Genomic DNA, 14,970 nt, shown 5'->3' on the forward strand with positions numbered 1-14,970 from the left:
GTCTGCCGCCCGGTGATGGGCTGGGCGCATGCCTGACAACGACAACGACGACGGTCTGCCGCCCAGGGGCGCTCACCCCACCTGGTGGAAGGCGCCGTTCGCGGCCACCGTGCTCGGTCTGCCGTTCCTCGTGTGGGAGTACCGCTGGTTCGCCTCCGGCGACGGCGTCGGCTCCTTCGGCGGCGTCCTGTACTGGGCGTGCGGCCTGCTCGCCGTCGCCTGGGTGCTGCCGCACCGCCGGGCCGTGCGGACGGCGCGGGTGCTGACCGCCGGTGCCGGACTCGGCTGCGCGCTCCTGCCGGGGCTGATGGCCATGCTGCTGATCGGCGCGATGGCCGCCTCGTCCTGACGCGGGATTCGTCCCCAGCCTGACGACCCATGCGCGTGCGCCCTCGCTCCCAGACAGCGGCCCCGCACCGTCACCCCTGCGGTTCGAGGTCCTCCTCCTCGAACACCAGCAGCGTGCGGGTGCTGAGCACTTCCGGGATCGCCTGGAGCCGGGTGAGCACCACCTCGCGCAGTGCCCGGTTGTCCGGCGTGTGCACCAGGAGCAGGACGTCGTAGTCGCCCCCGACCAGGGCGATGTGGGAGGCCCCGGGGAGCCGGCGCAACTGGTCGCGCACCGTGCGCCAGGAGTTCTGCACGATCTTCAACGTGATGTACGCGGACGTGCTCTGCCCCGCGCGCTCGTGGTCGACCCGGGCGCCGAAACCGCGGATGACGCCGTCCTCGACGAGGCGGTTGATGCGGGCGTAGGCGTTGGCGCGCGAGACGTGGACCCGTTCGGCGACCGACCGTATCGAGGCGCGGCCGTCCGTCTGGAGCATCCGCAGGATGTCCTGGTCGACGGCGTCCAGCGGGCGGGCCGGCGGGGCGGAGCCGGTGGCGCCCTCGGTGCCCTCGGTGCGCTCCGGGCGCTCGGCGTTCTCGGCGTTCTCGGCCATTCGTTCAGCCGGCATGTCCCCCCGCCTCTCCGTCATGGACGTACTGCATCCATACCAAGCTGTGGAGAACCGTTTGTCCACAGCCTGGGGGTGCCTGTAGCCAAAATGTGCCGACGACCGAACAATCGGTAGGTGAGGCGGGTCACAGCCGACGCGCCTCCCGTAGCCGCTCCCACGAGGAGGTGCCCGTCATGACGGTCATGGAGCAGCGGGGTGCGTACCGGCCATCGCCGCCGCCCGCCTGGCAGCCCCGTACCGACCCCGCACCGCTGCTGCCCGACGCGGAGCCCTACCGCGTCCTTGGCACGGAGGCCGCCGCGAAGGTCGATCCGGAGCTGTTGCGCAGTCTGTACGCGCACCTGGTGCGCGGGCGCCGGTACAACACGCAGGCCACCGCCCTCACCAAGCAGGGCCGGCTCGCCGTCTACCCGTCCAGCACCGGCCAGGAGGCCTGTGAGGTCGCCGCCGCGCTCGCACTCCAGGAGCGCGACTGGCTCTTCCCGAGCTACCGCGACACGCTCGCCGTGGTGGCCCGCGGCGTCGACCCCGTCGAGGCCCTCACCCTGCTGCGCGGCGACCGGCACACCGGCTACGACCCCGTCGCGCACCGGGTCGCCCCGCTGTCCACTCCGCTGGCCACCCAGTTGCCGCACGCCGTCGGCCTCGCCCACGCCGCCCGTCTCAGGGGCGACGACGTGGTCGCGCTGGCGATGGTCGGGGACGGTGGCACCAGCGAGGGCGACTTCCACGAGGCGCTGAACTTCGCCGCCGTCTGGCAGGCCCCGGTCGTCTTCCTGGTGCAGAACAACGGCTTCGCCATCTCCGTCCCGCTCGCCAAGCAGACGGCGGCGCCCTCCCTGGCCCACAAGGCCGTCGGGTACGGCATGCCGGGCCGCCTGGTCGACGGCAACGACGCCGCCGCCGTCCACGAGGTGCTCAGCGACGCCGTACGGCACGCGCGCGCGGGTGGCGGTCCGACCCTGGTCGAGGCGGTGACGTACCGCATCGACGCCCACACCAACGCCGACGACGCCACCCGCTACCGCGGTGACACCGAGGTCGAGGCCTGGCGCGCCCACGACCCGGTCGAGCTGCTGGAGCGCGAGCTGACCGGCCGCGGCCTGCTCGACGAGGACGCCGTCGCGGCCGTGCGCGAGGACGCCGAGGCGATGGCCGCGCGGCTGCGCGAGCGCATGAACCAGGACGCCGTGCTCGACCCCATGGACCTGTTCGAACACGTCTACGCCGAGCCGACCCCGCAGCTGCGCGAGCAGCAGGCGCTGCTGCGGGCCGAGCTGGTGGCCGAGTCGGAGGAGGGCACGGCCCGATGACCACCGTGGCGCTCAAGCCGGCCACCATGGCCCAGGCCCTCACGCGCGCGTTGCGCGACGCCATGGCCGCCGACCCGACCGTGCACGTCATGGGCGAGGACGTCGGCACGCTCGGCGGTGTCTTCCGGGTCACCGACGGCCTCGCCGCGGAGTTCGGCGAGGACCGCTGCGCCGACACACCGCTGGCCGAGGCCGGCATCCTCGGCACCGCCGTCGGCATGGCGATGTACGGGCTGCGCCCGGTCGTCGAGATGCAGTTCGACGCGTTCGCCTACCCGGCGTTCGAACAGCTCGCCAGCCATGTGGCGAAGATGCGCAACCGCACGCGCGGGAAGCTGCCCCTGCCCGTGACCGTCCGCATCCCCTACGGCGGCGGCATCGGCGGTGTCGAGCACCACAGCGACTCCTCCGAGGCGTACTACATGGCGACTCCGGGGCTCCATGTCGTCACGCCCGCGACCGTCGCCGACGCCTACGGGCTGCTGCGCGCGGCCATCGCCTCCGACGACCCCGTCGTCTTCCTCGAACCCAAGCGGCTGTACTGGTCGAAGGACTCCTGGAACGCCGAGGAGCCCCAGCCCGTGGAGCCGATCGGCCGCGCGGTGGTGCGGCGCACCGGCCGCAGCGCCACACTGATCACCTACGGCCCGTCCGTGCCCGTCTGCCTCGAGGCCGCCGAGGCCGCCCGCGCCGAGGGCTGGGACCTGGAGGTCGTCGACCTGCGCTCGCTGGTGCCGTTCGACGACGAGACGGTCTGCGCGTCGGTGCGGCGCACCGGGCGCGCGGTCGTCGTCCACGAGTCCGGCTCCTTCGGCGGGCCGGGCGGGGAGATCGCCGCCCGTGTCACCGAGCGCTGCTTCCACCACCTGGAGGCCCCGGTGCTGCGCGTGGCCGGTTTCGACATCCCCTACCCGCCGCCGATGCTGGAGCGGCACCACCTGCCCGGCGTCGACCGGGTCCTGGACGCCGTCGCGCGTCTGCAGTGGGAGGCGGAGGGCTGATGGCACAGGTGCTGGAGTTCAGGCTCCCCGACCTCGGGGAGGGGCTCACCGAGGCGGAGATCGTCCGCTGGCTGGTCGAGGTGGGCGACGTCGTCGGCGTGGACCAGCCGGTCGTCGAGGTCGAGACGGCCAAGGCCATGGTCGAGGTGCCCTGCCCGTACGGAGGCGTGGTCACGGCCCGCTTCGGCGCGGAGGGGGCCGAGCTTCCGGTGGGCGCGCCGCTGCTCACCGTCGCGGTCGGCGAGCCCGCCGTGCCGCCCGCGCCGAGCGCCCCGCCCGCCGCGGGAGGAACCGGCGGCACGGACGGCCCGGGTGGCACCGGGGGCTCGGGCGGCGGTTCCGGCAACGTCCTGGTCGGATACGGCACGGCAAAGGCCCCGGCGCGCCGCCGAAGGGTCCGGGCGGTGCCGGGCGCGCCGGCCGGCGCGCCCGGCGCGGGGTCCGGCGTCGTCCCGGCGCCGGCTCCGGACGCCCGGGGTGCCTCGCGCGCGGCCTCCGGGTCCGCCCCCGCCCCCGCCCCGGGTACGGGCACGGCCGGCCGGCCGGCCGACGGTCCGGTCCCGGTGATCTCGCCGCTCGTGCGCAGGCTCGCCCGCGAGCACGGCCTGGACCTGCGGACCCTGCCGGGCTCCGGGCCCGACGGCCTCATTCTGCGCGCGGACGTCGAAGGAGCCCTCAGGTCCGGCGGCACCGCGCAGGACCGCGCCACGGCGGCGGCCGGCGCGCTCCCCTGCGAGCCCGGCGCGGCCGCGCCCGCCTCGGTGCGGGGGCCGGCCACCGGCGCCCGGGTTCCCCTCAAGGGCGTGCGCGGGGCGGTAGCCGAGAAGCTGTCCCGCAGCCGCCGCGAGATCCCCGACGCGACCTGCTGGGTGGATGCCGACGCGACGGAACTCCTGCGCGCCCGGGCGGCCATGAACGCCGCGGGCGGCCCGAAGATCTCCCTGCTCGCCCTCCTCGCCCGGATCTGCACCGCGGCCCTCGCCCGTCATCCGGAGCTGAACTCCACGGTCGACACGCAGGCCCGGGAGATCGTCCGACTCGACCACGTCCACCTGGGCTTCGCCGCGCAGACCGAACGCGGGCTCGTCGTGCCCGTCGTGCAGGACGCGCACGCACGCGGTGCCGAGGCGCTGACGGCCGAGTTCGCCCGGCTCACCGAGGCGGCCCGGGCCGGCACGCTCACGCCGGGGGAACTCACCGGCGGGACCTTCACGTTGAACAACTACGGCGTGTTCGGCGTCGACGGCTCCACCCCGATCATCAACCACCCCGAGGCGGCCATGCTCGGCGTCGGACGTATCGTCCCCAAACCCTGGGTGCACGAGGGCGAGCTGGCGGTCCGGCAGGTCGTCCAGCTCTCGCTCACCTTCGACCACCGGGTGTGCGACGGCGGCACGGCGGGCGGATTCCTGCGCTACGTGGCGGACTGCGTGGAACAGCCGGCGGTGCTGCTGCGCACCCTGTGACGCCAGTGCGCCCGGCGGGCCCCACGACCCGCCCGCGTTCCTCACGGTCACGGGCGGGACGCATACTCGGAGGGTGACCGCCTACGAGCATTCCGGCGCCCGGGACGTCCCGTTCGGCGACCCGCCGCCGGACCACGACGCCGTCGTGCTCGCCGGGGGAGAGGCGCGCCGGCTCGGTGGCGCGGACAAACCCGGTGTGCGCGTGGGCGGCCGGACCCTGCTCGACCGGGTGCTCGGCGCCTGCGCCGGGGCGCGCACCACCGTCGTCGTGGCCGGCCCCCGGCCCACGGCGCGGCCCGTGCGCTGGGCGCGCGAGGACCCGCCCGGCGGCGGTCCGCTCGCCGCGCTCGCCGCGGGTCTGCGCCACACCACGGCCGGTCTGGTCGTCGTCCTCTCCGCCGACCTGCCCTTCCTGCGGCCGGACGCGGTGCGGCACCTGCTCGCCGCCCTGGACGCGGGGAGTGCCGACGGAGTGCTGCTCACCGACGCCGACGGCCGCGACCAGCCGCTCGTGGCGGCCTACCGCGCCCCCGCGCTGCGCCGCGAACTGACGGCGCTCACCCGGGAACACGGCGCCCTCACCGGTCTGCCCCTGCGCCGGCTGACCGCGGCACTCGACCTCACCCGCGTCCCGGACGACGTAGCCTCCTTCGACTGCGACACCTGGGACGACATCGCCACCGCCAGGGCACGCATCAGGGAGCATGGGCACGTGCTGGATGAATGGATTTCCGCAGTCAAGGACGAACTGGGCATCGACCTGGACGTCGACACCGCCGTACTGCTCGATCTCGCCCGTGACGCGGCCCACGGAGTGGCCCGGCCCGCGGCGCCCCTGACCACCTTCCTCGTCGGCTACGCCGCCGCCCGGGCCGGGGCGGGCCCCGAAGCGGTCGCCGAGGCCGCCCGCAAGGCCGCGGCACTGGCCCTGCGCTGGGCGGACGAGGAGAGCACGGGCAGTGCGGGGGCGCAGGGCGACGTGGCCCCCGATGCCACGCCCGACACGCGCCCGGACGCCGGATGACGGCCCGCGGTGTGCGAACGGGCGAGGACGCCGAGGACCTCGACGTCGAGGAGGCGCTCGCGCTCGTGAACGAGAGTGCCGGCCACTTCCCCGGCAACGGCAACGGCGCCGGCAACGGCCACGGTGACACGTCGGCCCCCGGCGGCGCGGCATCCGCCGGTCACGCCACCCCGGGCCACGGCCTCTCCGGTCACCCCTCAGGCGGTCGTACCTCCTGCGGGGCACAGTCGGCCGGGCACGGTCCAGGCCCCGGAACCGGCCCCGCCACGGCCCCGCACACGCACGGCGCGCAGACGGGCCCGCACGGTCACGCGCAGTCCGTCGCCTGGCCCGCGGCCCGTGAGATCGCCGCCCGCGCCGTCCGTGCCGCCGCCCGCCGCTCCCCCGTCTCGGTCCCCCTGGACGCGGCCCTGGGCCTGGTCCTGGCCGGTCCCCTCGCCGCCCTCACCGATCTGCCCTCCTTCGACACCTCCGCGATGGACGGCTGGGCGGTCGCGGGACCCGGGCCGTGGGACGTGCGCGAGGGCGGTTCCCTGGCCGGGCACGCGCAGCCCGAGCCGCTGACCGACGGCGAGGCCGTACGGATCGCGACCGGCGCCCGCATCCCGCAGGACACCACGGCCGTGCTGCGCACCGAGCACGGCCGGACGGACGCCAAGGGAAAGCTGCACTCCGTCCGCGACCCGGGCCACGGCCAGGACATCCGCGCCCGCGGCCAGGAGTGCCGCACCGGCGACCAGCTGCTGCCCGTCGGCACCCTGGTCACCCCGGCGGTGCTGGGCCTGGCCGCCGCGGCCGGATACGACGCCCTCACCGCCGTGCCCCGGCCCCGGGTCGACGTGTTCGTGCTCGGTGACGAACTGCTCACCGAGGGCCTGCCGCACGACGGCCGGATCAGGGACGCGCTCGGTCCGATGCTGCCGCCGTGGCTGCGCGCCCTCGGCGCCGAGGTGGCCGGGGTGCGGCGGATCGGCGACGACGCCAAGGCCCTGCACCGGGCGCTCACCCGCTCCGAGGCCGACCTCGTCGTCACCACCGGGGGGACCGCCGCCGGCCCCGTCGACCACGTCCGCCCCACCCTGCGCCGCATGGACGCCGAGCTGCTGGTGAACGGCGTCCAGGTGCGCCCCGGCCATCCCATGCTCCTGGCCCGCACCAAGGAGAACCAGCACCTCGTCGGCCTCCCCGGCAACCCCCTCGCCGCCGTCTCCGGTCTGCTCACCCTCGCCGAGCCGCTGCTGCGCACCCTCGCCGCGCGCCCGGCCCCGGAGCCGTACACGCTGCCGCTGCGGGACGGGGTGCACGGGCACCCCGGCGACACCCGGCTCGTCCCCGTCGTCCTGCGGGGTGATCACGCGGTCCCGCTGCACTACAACGGCCCCGCCATGCTGCGCGGTGTCGCGGCGTCCGACGCGCTGGCCGTCGTACCGCCGGGCGGTCTCCGCGCCGGCCAGGAAGCCGAACTGCTGGATCTGCCCTGGGCCGCCGCCGGAATCGGAGTGTGTTTCACGTGAAACTTCCGGGCCATGACGCGATCGCCCGCCAGGCGGACGAACATCTCGTGACCCATCGGGTGAAACTCCCGAGGAAAGTGGTCGACCGTCCCATACGCCAGGTCGGGAAACGACTGGCCATGGCACTGCTCGTACTCGTCGTGACCGTCGTGGTCGTCTACGCCGACCGCGACGGCTACCACGACAACGCCGACAGCTCCGTGGACCTCCTCGACGCGGCGTACTACGCGACGGTGACCCTCTCCACCACCGGGTACGGCGACATCACGCCCGTCAGCGACAGCGCCCGGCTCACCAACATCCTCGTCATCACGCCGCTGCGCGTGCTGTTCCTGATCATCCTCGTCGGCACCACGCTCGAAGTCCTCACCGAGCGCACCCGCGAGGAGTGGCGTCTGAGCCGCTGGAGGTCCACCTTGCGCGAACACACCGTCGTCATCGGTTTCGGGACGAAGGGAAGGTCGGCGATCCAGACCGTCTGCGCGACCGGGCTGAAGAAGCAGCAGGTCGTCGTGGTCGACCCCAGCGCCAAGGTGATCGACGCCGCCACGGCGGAGGGATACGCGGGCATCGTCGGCGACGCCACCCGCAGCGAGGTGCTGAAACGGGCGGAGGTCCAGCGGGCGCGGCAGATCATCATCGCCACGCAGCGGGACGACACGGCCGTCCTGGTGACCCTGACGGCCCGGCAGCTCAACCGGGCGGTGAAGATCGTCGCCGCGGTGCGGGAGGAGGAGAACGCCCCGCTGCTCAAGCAGTCCGGGGCGGACGCCGTGATCACCAGCGCGAGCGCGGCGGGAAGGCTGCTGGGCCTCTCCGTGCTCAGCCCCGCCGCCGGCATGGTCATGGAGGACATCATCCAGCAGGGCAGCGGTCTGGACATCGTCGAACGGCCCGTCATAAAGGCCGAGGCGGGCCGCAGTCCACGTGAGATCGACGACCTCGTGGTGAGCGTCGTCCGCGGCCACCGGGTCCTCGGGTACGACGATCCGGCCGCCGCGTCCCTGCAGTTGACGGACCGCCTGATCACGATCGTCCGGGCCACCCCCGGCACCCAGGTCACCCCGGACACCCGCCCGCTGCCGCTGGACTGACCTCGGGGCCCGCGCGCACGGCACGCGACCTGCGCACCCACCCGCGACCGGCGCACCACCCCGCGACCGGCGCACCACCCCGCGACCGGCGGGCCGACCCGCGGCACGCGCGCGGGCCGGGGCCCGCGGCGCGGGGCCGGGCGAGGAGTAGCGTCGGCCCCATGCATGCGATCACGATTCCCGAACCCGGTGGGCCCGAGGCGCTGGTGTGGGACGAGGTGCCGGATCCCGTCCCCGGCGAGGGCGAGGTGCTGGTCGAGGTGGTGGCCGGCGCCGTCAACCGGGCCGACATCATGCAGCGCCAGGGCCACTACGACCCGCCGCCCGGCGCCTCCCGCTACCCCGGCCTGGAGTGTTCCGGCCGGATCAGCGCCCTCGGGCCGGGGGTGTCCGGCTGGGCGGTCGGCGACGAGGTGTGCGCGCTCCTCGCGGGCGGCGGCTACGCCGAGAAGGTCGCCGTCCCGGCCGGCCAGCTGCTGCCCGTCCCGCCGGGCGTGGACCTCAAGCAGGCGGCGGCCCTGCCCGAGGTGACCTGCACCGTCTGGTCGAACGTCTTCATGGTCGCCCACCTCCGCCCCGGCGAGACCCTGCTCGTGCACGGCGGCTCCAGCGGCATCGGCACCATGGCGATCCAGCTGGCCAAGGCCGCCGGCGCGCGGGTCGCGGTCACGGCGGGCACCAAGGAGAAGCTGGACCAGTGCGCCGAACTGGGCGCCGGCATCCTGATCAACTACCGGGAGCAGGACTTCGTCGAGGAGATCCGGCAGGCCACGGACGGGGCCGGCGCCGACGTCATCCTGGACAACATGGGCGCCAAGTACCTGGACCGCAACGTCCGGGCCCTCGCCGTCAACGGGCGGCTAGCGATCATCGGCATGCAGGGCGGCACCAAGGCCGAACTGGACATCGGCGCCCTGCTGGGCAAGCGGGCAGCGGTCAGCGCGACCTCGCTGCGAGCCCGTCCGCTCGACGAGAAGGCGGCCATCGTGGCGGCCGTCCGCGAGCACGTGTGGCCGCTGTTCGCTCAGGGGCACGTCAGGCCGGTCGTCGACCGGGAGGTGCCGATGCGGGAGGCCGCGTCCGCCCATCGGCTGGTGGAGGAGAGTTCCCACGTCGGCAAGGTGCTGCTGGTGGCCTCCTGATCGGCGCCGCGACACCGTACGGACCCGGCGCACCGAGCCCGGCGCCGGGTTCGACGGACGGTGCCGTCGGCCACGCCGGCGGTGTGCACGTAGTGCTGGTCGGCCACGACGCTCGGGGGAGACCTGGCTGCTGTCGGCCTTGATCGAGTGGCCGCTGTCCTGGCGGTGCCGGTCCGGCGCTCGGCGACGGGCAGCGAGAGGGCGGCCCGGGCAGTGCCCGTCGCGGTGAGGGTGAGGGCCGCGCGCCGCCATGAGGTGCGCGGTGGCGCGCGTGGACATCGTGAAGCACCTTTCCGGGTGAGCGGGCCGGAGCGAGCGGGCCGGAGCGAGCGGGCCGGAGCGTGCCGGCCTCGGGGCTCAGACCAGGAGCGCGGCGTGCTCCCGTGCGGATTCGGCGGCACGCCCCAGCGACTCGCGTTCCGACTCCTCGGCCTGCGGTACCAGGGCGGCCATGGCGGGGTTGACCGGGGCCATCGTCAGTTCGCGCGTGATGACCTCGACCTGCAGGCCGAGCCCGCCGCCCAGCACCGTCTCCAGGTAGTTGGTGTCGTGCTCGAAGCCGGCCCGCGGGGTGCCGGGGCGGTAGGAGCCGCCGCGCGACGCCGCGACCACGACGCGCTTGCCGGACGGCGGCACGCCCTCGCCGAAGGTGCGCCCGGCCAGGATGATCTGGTCCAGCCACGCCTTGAGGGTGGAGGGGATCGTGAAGTTGTACATGGGGGCGCCGATGACGAGGACGTCGGCCTTCTCGAACTCGGCGATGAGTTCCTCGCGCAGCGGGGGGAGGGACTCGGCGGTGACGGTGGCGGCGTCCAGGTGCGGCACCGGGTCGGCGGCCAGGTCGCGGTAGATGACGCTGCCCTGCGGGTGCGCCTCCTGCCAGGTCTTGCGGAAGGCGTCGGTGAGCCGGCGCGAGCCGGAGTTCTCCAGCGGGAAGAGGGACGAGTCGATGTGCAGCAGGACGGCCATGGAAGGTGCTCCTCGGGTGGGCCGCGCGGGGCACGGCGGGGGTGGTCCGGGCGTGCGGAGGCACCCGGATTCGTATGTCAGCTTCCTCAGCTGCTTACGAAATTACAGTACCCCACTTTTTCGTAGTAAATGAGCGGTGGGCGGTACCATGGGCGCATGACAGTGGAGCGACAGGACGCGGGGCAGTGCTCGGCGGCGGGCGGTGCGGTCGAACGCGTCTTCCTGCTTCTCGGCAAACGCTGGAACGGCGTGATCCTCGCCAGCCTCATGAGCGGTCCCGGCCGCTTCGCCGAACTGCGCCGCGCCGTCAGCGGGATCAGCGAGCGCATGCTCTCCGACCGCCTCGCCGAACTCGGGGAGGCCGGCCTGGTCCGCCGTGAGGTGGACGCCGGCCCGCCCCTGCGCGTCTCCTATCAACTCACTCCCGCGGGCGAGGCCCTGAGGCCGGCCCTCCAGGAACTGGGCGGCTGGGCCGAGCGGTTCCTCGGGACGTCCGAGCAGGACGGCTGCCCCTCCCTGCGGCAGCAGGAAGCCGAGGACACCCGGAACGCGTGACGTCCCCGCCCTACGCTCCTACGTGCCTTCGGCACCACGGTCCGGCCGGGGCGTGTTTCGAAAGTCCCTCCCCCGGCCTTCGGCCGGGAGGTGCCCCCAGCCCCGCGGCGTCTGGCACGCGCGCTCGCCGCGTTGTCGGGATCGTCCACGTACGCCCGGTACGCGGACGACCCTCCGCCTTGCGATCGCACGCACCGGACGCCGCGGGGCCCGCCCTCCGGGCGGACGGCGCTACATTCGAAACACGCCCTAGTCGGCCGCCTCCCCCGCTCCGGCCCCCACCGCCCAGCGCTGCTCGACCCTGGCGACCTTCCAGTACGCCAGCGCCGCCGCCCACACCACCACGAACAGGATGACGATGACGTAGCCCACGTGGTCGAGGTCGAGTCCGGCGATCCAGCCGGTGACCGTGTCGCTCAGGTCGAGCTTGTCGTGCAGGACGCCGACCAGCTCGATCGTGCCGATGAAGAAGGCGACCGCGATGGACAGGCCGGTGATGGTCAGGTTGTAGAACACCTTGCGGACGGGGTTGGAGAACGCCCACTGGTAGGCGAAGTTCATGAACGTGCCGTCCAGGGTGTCGAACAGGCTCATGCCGGCGGCGAACAGCAGGGGCAGGCAGAGGATCGCGTACCAGGGCAGTCCGGCCGCCGCGCCGGAGCCGGCCATCACCATCAGCGTGACCTCGGTGGCGGTGTCGAAGCCGAGGCCGAAGAGGAAGCCGAGCGGGTACATCTGGCCGGGCCGGGAGATCGACCTGGTGAGGCGGCCCAGGATCCGGTTCATGAACCCCCGTGAGTCCAGGTGGGCCTCCAGCTCCCGCTCGTCGTAGGTGCCCGCGCGCATCGCCCGGAACACCTTCAGGATGCCGGCGAGGGCGACCAGGTTGAGGGCGGCGATCAGGTAGAGGAAGGTGCCCGAGACGGTGGTGCCGACGATGCCGAGCGTCTGGTGCGTACGGGAGTCGTCGTTCATCAGGGTGCCCGCGAGCTGGGCGCCGCCCGCCACCAGCGCGGCCATGGCCACCACCACGCTGGAGTGGCCCAGCGCGAACCAGAAGCCCACCGAGACCGGCCGCTTGCCGTCGGCCATCAGCTTGCGGGTGGTGTTGTCGATGGCGGCGATGTGGTCGGCGTCGAAGGCGTGCCGCATGCCGAGCGTGTAGGCGGTGACGCCGAGGCCGATACCGAAGGCCTTGCTGCCGACCTGGTAGTGCTCGGGGACGACGAGCAGGAACAGGATGCCGAAGGCGACGACGTGCAGGGCGGCTATCACCGCCATCAGGCCCGCGGTCTTGAGGGTGTCCTCACGGCGCCAGCGGAAGGTCGCCGCGGGGGCGGGCCCCCCGGGGGCGGCGGCCGGCGTCGGGGCAGGCTTGGGCAGGGTCATCCGGTATCACGCTCCAGCACCTCGTGGATCACTTCGTGAGCTGCCGTGGCCGGTCTCCTGGCTTAGGGTCCGTACGTCCTCCCTCCCTGCCTTCCCGGTCGTGCGACCAGTGGCCCGGCGGATGCCGGACGGAAGGGGAACTCCCCGATCACAGTGGCGAGGGCCGCGTCGGCTTCGCACCGACTTCCCGAGCACCACGGCCCGCCCACGGTAGAGGGAGGGACCGTCGTCTGCATAGCTGCATACCTGCGCAGGTACGGAAGATCACACATCGGTGCCTGCGAGGATGGGGGCATGCATCTCGTCCCTGCCGACCGCTCGGACCGCCGCACCATCGACGGCCACCGGGTGTGCGACGCCATCGCGGCGATCGGGGAGCCCGGTCACGTCCGCGCGTGGGCGGAGCGCTTCTCGCTGCTGGCCGACCCCAAGCGGCTCGCCCTGCTGCTGGCCCTGCACCGCACCGGCCCACTGGCCGTCTCCGACCTCGCCGTCGCCACCGGCATGAACGACCCGGCGGTCTCCCAGGCCCTGCGCCTGCTGCGCGCGGCGGGCACCGTCCAGGGCGAGAAGGAGGGCCGCGTGGTGCGCTACCGCCTGGTGGACGAGGACGTACGGCACCTCCTGGAGCACTGCGCGGCGGACACGGACTGACGCCGGCACCGGGGTGACGGCGCGCCCCGCCGGTCGCCCCCTGTGCCCAGGTACCACCCCACGTGTTCGCTTTTCCGCGGATCTGGACAGATTCTCTGTGTCGCTCCGACGCACGAAGAGGAGACCGCGTGACCGACCGCACCGACGACGTGCCGCCCGACCTGTCCTCCCGCAGTCCCGACTGGTGGCGGCAGGCCGTCGTCTACCAGGTCTACCCCCGCAGCTTCGCCGACGCCGACGGGGACGGACTCGGTGACATCCGGGGCGTCACCCAGCGGCTGACGCACCTCGCCGCCCTCGGCGTGGACGCCGTGTGGCTCAGTCCGTTCTACCCCTCCGAACTGGCCGACGGCGGCTACGACGTCGCCGACCACCGGGACGTCGACCCGCGTCTGGGCACCCTCGACGACTTCGACGCGATGGTCACCGAGGCGCACCGCCTCGGTCTGAAGGTGATCGTCGACATCGTCCCCAACCACTCCTCGCACCGGCACCGCTGGTTCCAGGAGGCGCTGCGGGCCGGACCGGGCTCCGCCGCCCGCGCCCGGTACGTCTTCCGCGACGGGCGCGGCGCGCACGGTGAACTGCCCCCCACCGACTGGCAGTCCGTCTTCGGCGGCAGCGCCTGGCAGCGCGTGCCCGACGGGCAGTGGTACCTGCACCTGTTCGCGCCCGAGCAGCCGGACTTCGACTGGCGCGACGAGGAGGTCCGCGCCGACTTCCGCACCACCCTGCGGTTCTGGTCGGACCGGGGGGTGGACGGCTTCCGCGTCGACGTGGCGCACGCCCTGGTCAAGGACCTCGACGAGCCGTTGCGCGACGTCGGCGGCATCGGGGCCACCGGCGAGGACGCGCTGCCGCACGTCGAGCCGGGCAGCCACCCGTACTGGGACCGCGACGAGGTCTACGAGATCTACCGCGACTGGCGCAAGATCTTCGACGCCTACACGCCGCCCCGCACGGCGGTCGCCGAGGCCTGGGTCCCCGACGCGCGGCGCGCGTTGTACGCCCGGCCCGACGAACTGGGCCAGGCCTTCAACTTCGAGTACCTCCAGGCCGGCTGGGACGCCGGGGAGCTGCGCCGCACCATCGCCGCGTCCCTGGCCACCGCGCGGGCCGCCGGTGCCTCGGCCACCTGGGTGCTGTCCAACCACGACGTGGTCCGGCACGCCTCCCGGCTGGTGCTCCCGCCGGGCACGGACGAGAACGCCTGGCTGCTGTCCGGCGGCCGCGCGCCCGCCGTGGACGGCGCGGCCGGGCTGCGCCGGGCCCGCGCGGCGACCCTGCTGATGCTGGCCCTGCCCGGTTCGGCCTACCTCTACCAGGGCGAGGAGCTGGGCCTGCCCGAGGTGGCCGACCTGCCCACCGAGGTGCTCCAGGACCCGATCTGGGAGCAGACGGGCCACCTCCGCAAGGGCAGGGACGGCTGCCGGGTGCCGCTGCCGTGGACGACGACCGGACAGTCGTACGGCTTCGGTCCCGGCGGGGCCTGGCTGCCGCAGCCGACGGACTTCGGGGCGTACGCCGTCCAGGCGCAGGACGGGGTGGAGGGCTCGACGCTGGAGCTGTACCGCACGGCCCTGCGGCTGCGCCGCAAGCTGCTCGCGGGCGAGTCGCTGACCTGGGCGGAGGACACCCCGGCCGGGGTGCTGGCGTTCGCGCGCGGCGACGGCTGGCGGTGCGTCACCAACCTGTCGCCGCAGCCTGTTCCGCTGCCGCCGGGCGAGGTCCTGCTGAGCAGCGCTCCGCCGACGGGCCGCCGGCTGGACCCGGACACCACCGTGTGGCTGGCCTAGTGTCCCGAGTCTTAGGAAAGCCGTAGAAGTATGCTGGGCTCATGGCGCGCATGGGTCGGCCGACGGTCGAAGTGGTTCTGACGGATGACGA

General features: G+C 73.9%; 14 protein-coding genes and 1 riboswitch. Of the genes, 11 read left to right on the forward strand and 3 right to left on the reverse strand.

The window, feature by feature from the left end:
* The first annotated feature begins 28 nt into the window (after positions 1-28).
* Positions 29-349: a hypothetical protein gene (locus ACFC02_RS29995; protein ID WP_376363946.1), complete on the forward strand. Its 321-nt coding sequence runs from the start codon at positions 29-31 to the stop codon at positions 347-349.
* A 70-nt stretch (positions 350-419) separates the two neighbouring features.
* Here ACFC02_RS29995 and ACFC02_RS30000 read toward each other — a convergent pair whose 3' ends face one another.
* Complete coding sequence (locus tag ACFC02_RS30000) at positions 420-959, reverse strand: Lrp/AsnC family transcriptional regulator (protein WP_376363949.1); 540 nt, start codon at positions 957-959, stop codon at positions 420-422.
* Between the two features lie 176 nt (positions 960-1,135).
* Here ACFC02_RS30000 and pdhA point away from each other — a divergent pair, with 176 nt between their 5' ends.
* From pdhA to ACFC02_RS30035, 7 genes are all read left to right on the forward strand, one after another.
* Positions 1,136-2,275, forward strand: a complete 1,140-nt coding sequence (gene pdhA, locus ACFC02_RS30005) for a pyruvate dehydrogenase (acetyl-transferring) E1 component subunit alpha (RefSeq protein WP_376363952.1) — start codon at positions 1,136-1,138, stop codon at positions 2,273-2,275.
* Positions 2,272-3,276 (forward strand): alpha-ketoacid dehydrogenase subunit beta, encoded by a 1,005-nt coding sequence (locus ACFC02_RS30010; protein ID WP_376363955.1) that lies wholly within the window; start codon positions 2,272-2,274, stop codon positions 3,274-3,276. Before pdhA ends, ACFC02_RS30010 begins: the two co-directional genes overlap by 4 nt.
* The gene (locus tag ACFC02_RS30015; RefSeq protein WP_376363958.1) at positions 3,276-4,742 is read left to right on the forward strand and encodes a dihydrolipoamide acetyltransferase family protein; all 1,467 of its coding nucleotides are present in this window, start codon (positions 3,276-3,278) and stop codon (positions 4,740-4,742) included. Before ACFC02_RS30010 ends, ACFC02_RS30015 begins: the two co-directional genes overlap by 1 nt.
* A 73-nt stretch (positions 4,743-4,815) precedes the next feature.
* A complete protein-coding gene (locus ACFC02_RS30020; RefSeq protein WP_376363961.1) occupies positions 4,816-5,766 on the forward strand; it encodes an NTP transferase domain-containing protein in 951 nt (316 codons plus the stop codon).
* Positions 5,763-7,280, forward strand: a complete 1,518-nt coding sequence (locus ACFC02_RS30025) for a molybdopterin molybdotransferase MoeA (protein WP_376363964.1) — start codon at positions 5,763-5,765, stop codon at positions 7,278-7,280. The genes ACFC02_RS30020 and ACFC02_RS30025 overlap by 4 nt, the downstream gene beginning before the upstream one ends.
* Complete coding sequence (locus ACFC02_RS30030; RefSeq protein WP_360966340.1) at positions 7,277-8,374, forward strand: potassium channel family protein; 1,098 nt, start codon at positions 7,277-7,279, stop codon at positions 8,372-8,374. Before ACFC02_RS30025 ends, ACFC02_RS30030 begins: the two co-directional genes overlap by 4 nt.
* Positions 8,375-8,535: 161 nt before the next feature.
* Positions 8,536-9,516 carry an NAD(P)H-quinone oxidoreductase gene (locus ACFC02_RS30035; RefSeq protein WP_376363968.1) on the forward strand — a complete coding sequence of 327 codons (981 nt, stop codon included), beginning with the start codon at positions 8,536-8,538 and terminating at the stop codon, positions 9,514-9,516.
* A gap of 357 nt (positions 9,517-9,873) precedes the next feature.
* On the opposite strand, the gene ACFC02_RS30040 is transcribed toward ACFC02_RS30035, so the two are convergent.
* Entirely contained in the window at positions 9,874-10,485 is a 612-nt protein-coding gene (locus ACFC02_RS30040; protein ID WP_376363971.1) for an FMN-dependent NADH-azoreductase, read from the reverse strand.
* Between the two features lie 156 nt (positions 10,486-10,641).
* Here ACFC02_RS30040 and ACFC02_RS30045 point away from each other — a divergent pair, with 156 nt between their 5' ends.
* Positions 10,642-11,040, forward strand: coding sequence for a winged helix-turn-helix transcriptional regulator (locus ACFC02_RS30045; protein ID WP_376363973.1), 399 nt, complete (start codon positions 10,642-10,644; stop codon positions 11,038-11,040).
* A gap of 249 nt (positions 11,041-11,289) precedes the next feature.
* Here the strand turns inward: ACFC02_RS30045 and ACFC02_RS30050 are convergent, their stop codons facing one another.
* Positions 11,290-12,429 carry a HoxN/HupN/NixA family nickel/cobalt transporter gene (locus tag ACFC02_RS30050; protein ID WP_376363976.1) on the reverse strand — a complete coding sequence of 380 codons (1,140 nt, stop codon included), beginning with the start codon at positions 12,427-12,429 and terminating at the stop codon, positions 11,290-11,292.
* 29 nt (positions 12,430-12,458) lie between these two features.
* Positions 12,459-12,643, reverse strand: a riboswitch (cobalamin riboswitch).
* Between the two features lie 80 nt (positions 12,644-12,723).
* Here ACFC02_RS30050 and ACFC02_RS30055 point away from each other — a divergent pair.
* Entirely contained in the window at positions 12,724-13,083 is a 360-nt protein-coding gene (locus ACFC02_RS30055) for an ArsR/SmtB family transcription factor (RefSeq protein WP_376363979.1), read from the forward strand.
* Between the two features lie 128 nt (positions 13,084-13,211).
* On the forward strand, positions 13,212-14,879 hold the full coding sequence (locus ACFC02_RS30060; protein ID WP_376363982.1) for a glycoside hydrolase family 13 protein: 1,668 nt from the start codon (positions 13,212-13,214) through the stop codon (positions 14,877-14,879).
* The last annotated feature ends 91 nt before the right edge of the window (positions 14,880-14,970 follow it).

The organism is Streptomyces sp. NPDC056160, assembly GCF_042268205.1.
Classification (GTDB): Bacteria; Actinomycetota; Actinomycetes; order Streptomycetales; family Streptomycetaceae; genus Streptomyces.

What these genes read in the sequence shown, in the direction of transcription:
- ACFC02_RS30035 (WP_376363968.1), top strand. Translation starts at nt 8,536, where the DNA reads ATGCATGCGATCACGATTCCCGAACCCGGTGGGCCCGAGGCGCTGGTG.
- ACFC02_RS30010 (WP_376363955.1), top strand. Translation starts at nt 2,272, where the DNA reads ATGACCACCGTGGCGCTCAAGCCGGCCACCATGGCCCAGGCCCTCACG.
- ACFC02_RS30000 (WP_376363949.1), bottom strand. Translation starts at nt 959, where the DNA reads ATGCCGGCTGAACGAATGGCCGAGAACGCCGAGAACGCCGAGCGCCCG.
- ACFC02_RS30025 (WP_376363964.1), top strand. Translation starts at nt 5,763, where the DNA reads ATGACGGCCCGCGGTGTGCGAACGGGCGAGGACGCCGAGGACCTCGAC.
- ACFC02_RS30015 (WP_376363958.1), top strand. Translation starts at nt 3,276, where the DNA reads ATGGCACAGGTGCTGGAGTTCAGGCTCCCCGACCTCGGGGAGGGGCTC.
- ACFC02_RS30045 (WP_376363973.1), top strand. Translation starts at nt 10,642, where the DNA reads ATGACAGTGGAGCGACAGGACGCGGGGCAGTGCTCGGCGGCGGGCGGT.
- ACFC02_RS30055 (WP_376363979.1), top strand. Translation starts at nt 12,724, where the DNA reads ATGCATCTCGTCCCTGCCGACCGCTCGGACCGCCGCACCATCGACGGC.
- ACFC02_RS30050 (WP_376363976.1), bottom strand. Translation starts at nt 12,429, where the DNA reads ATGACCCTGCCCAAGCCTGCCCCGACGCCGGCCGCCGCCCCCGGGGGG.
- ACFC02_RS29995 (WP_376363946.1), top strand. Translation starts at nt 29, where the DNA reads ATGCCTGACAACGACAACGACGACGGTCTGCCGCCCAGGGGCGCTCAC.
- ACFC02_RS30040 (WP_376363971.1), bottom strand. Translation starts at nt 10,485, where the DNA reads ATGGCCGTCCTGCTGCACATCGACTCGTCCCTCTTCCCGCTGGAGAAC.
- pdhA (WP_376363952.1), top strand. Translation starts at nt 1,136, where the DNA reads ATGACGGTCATGGAGCAGCGGGGTGCGTACCGGCCATCGCCGCCGCCC.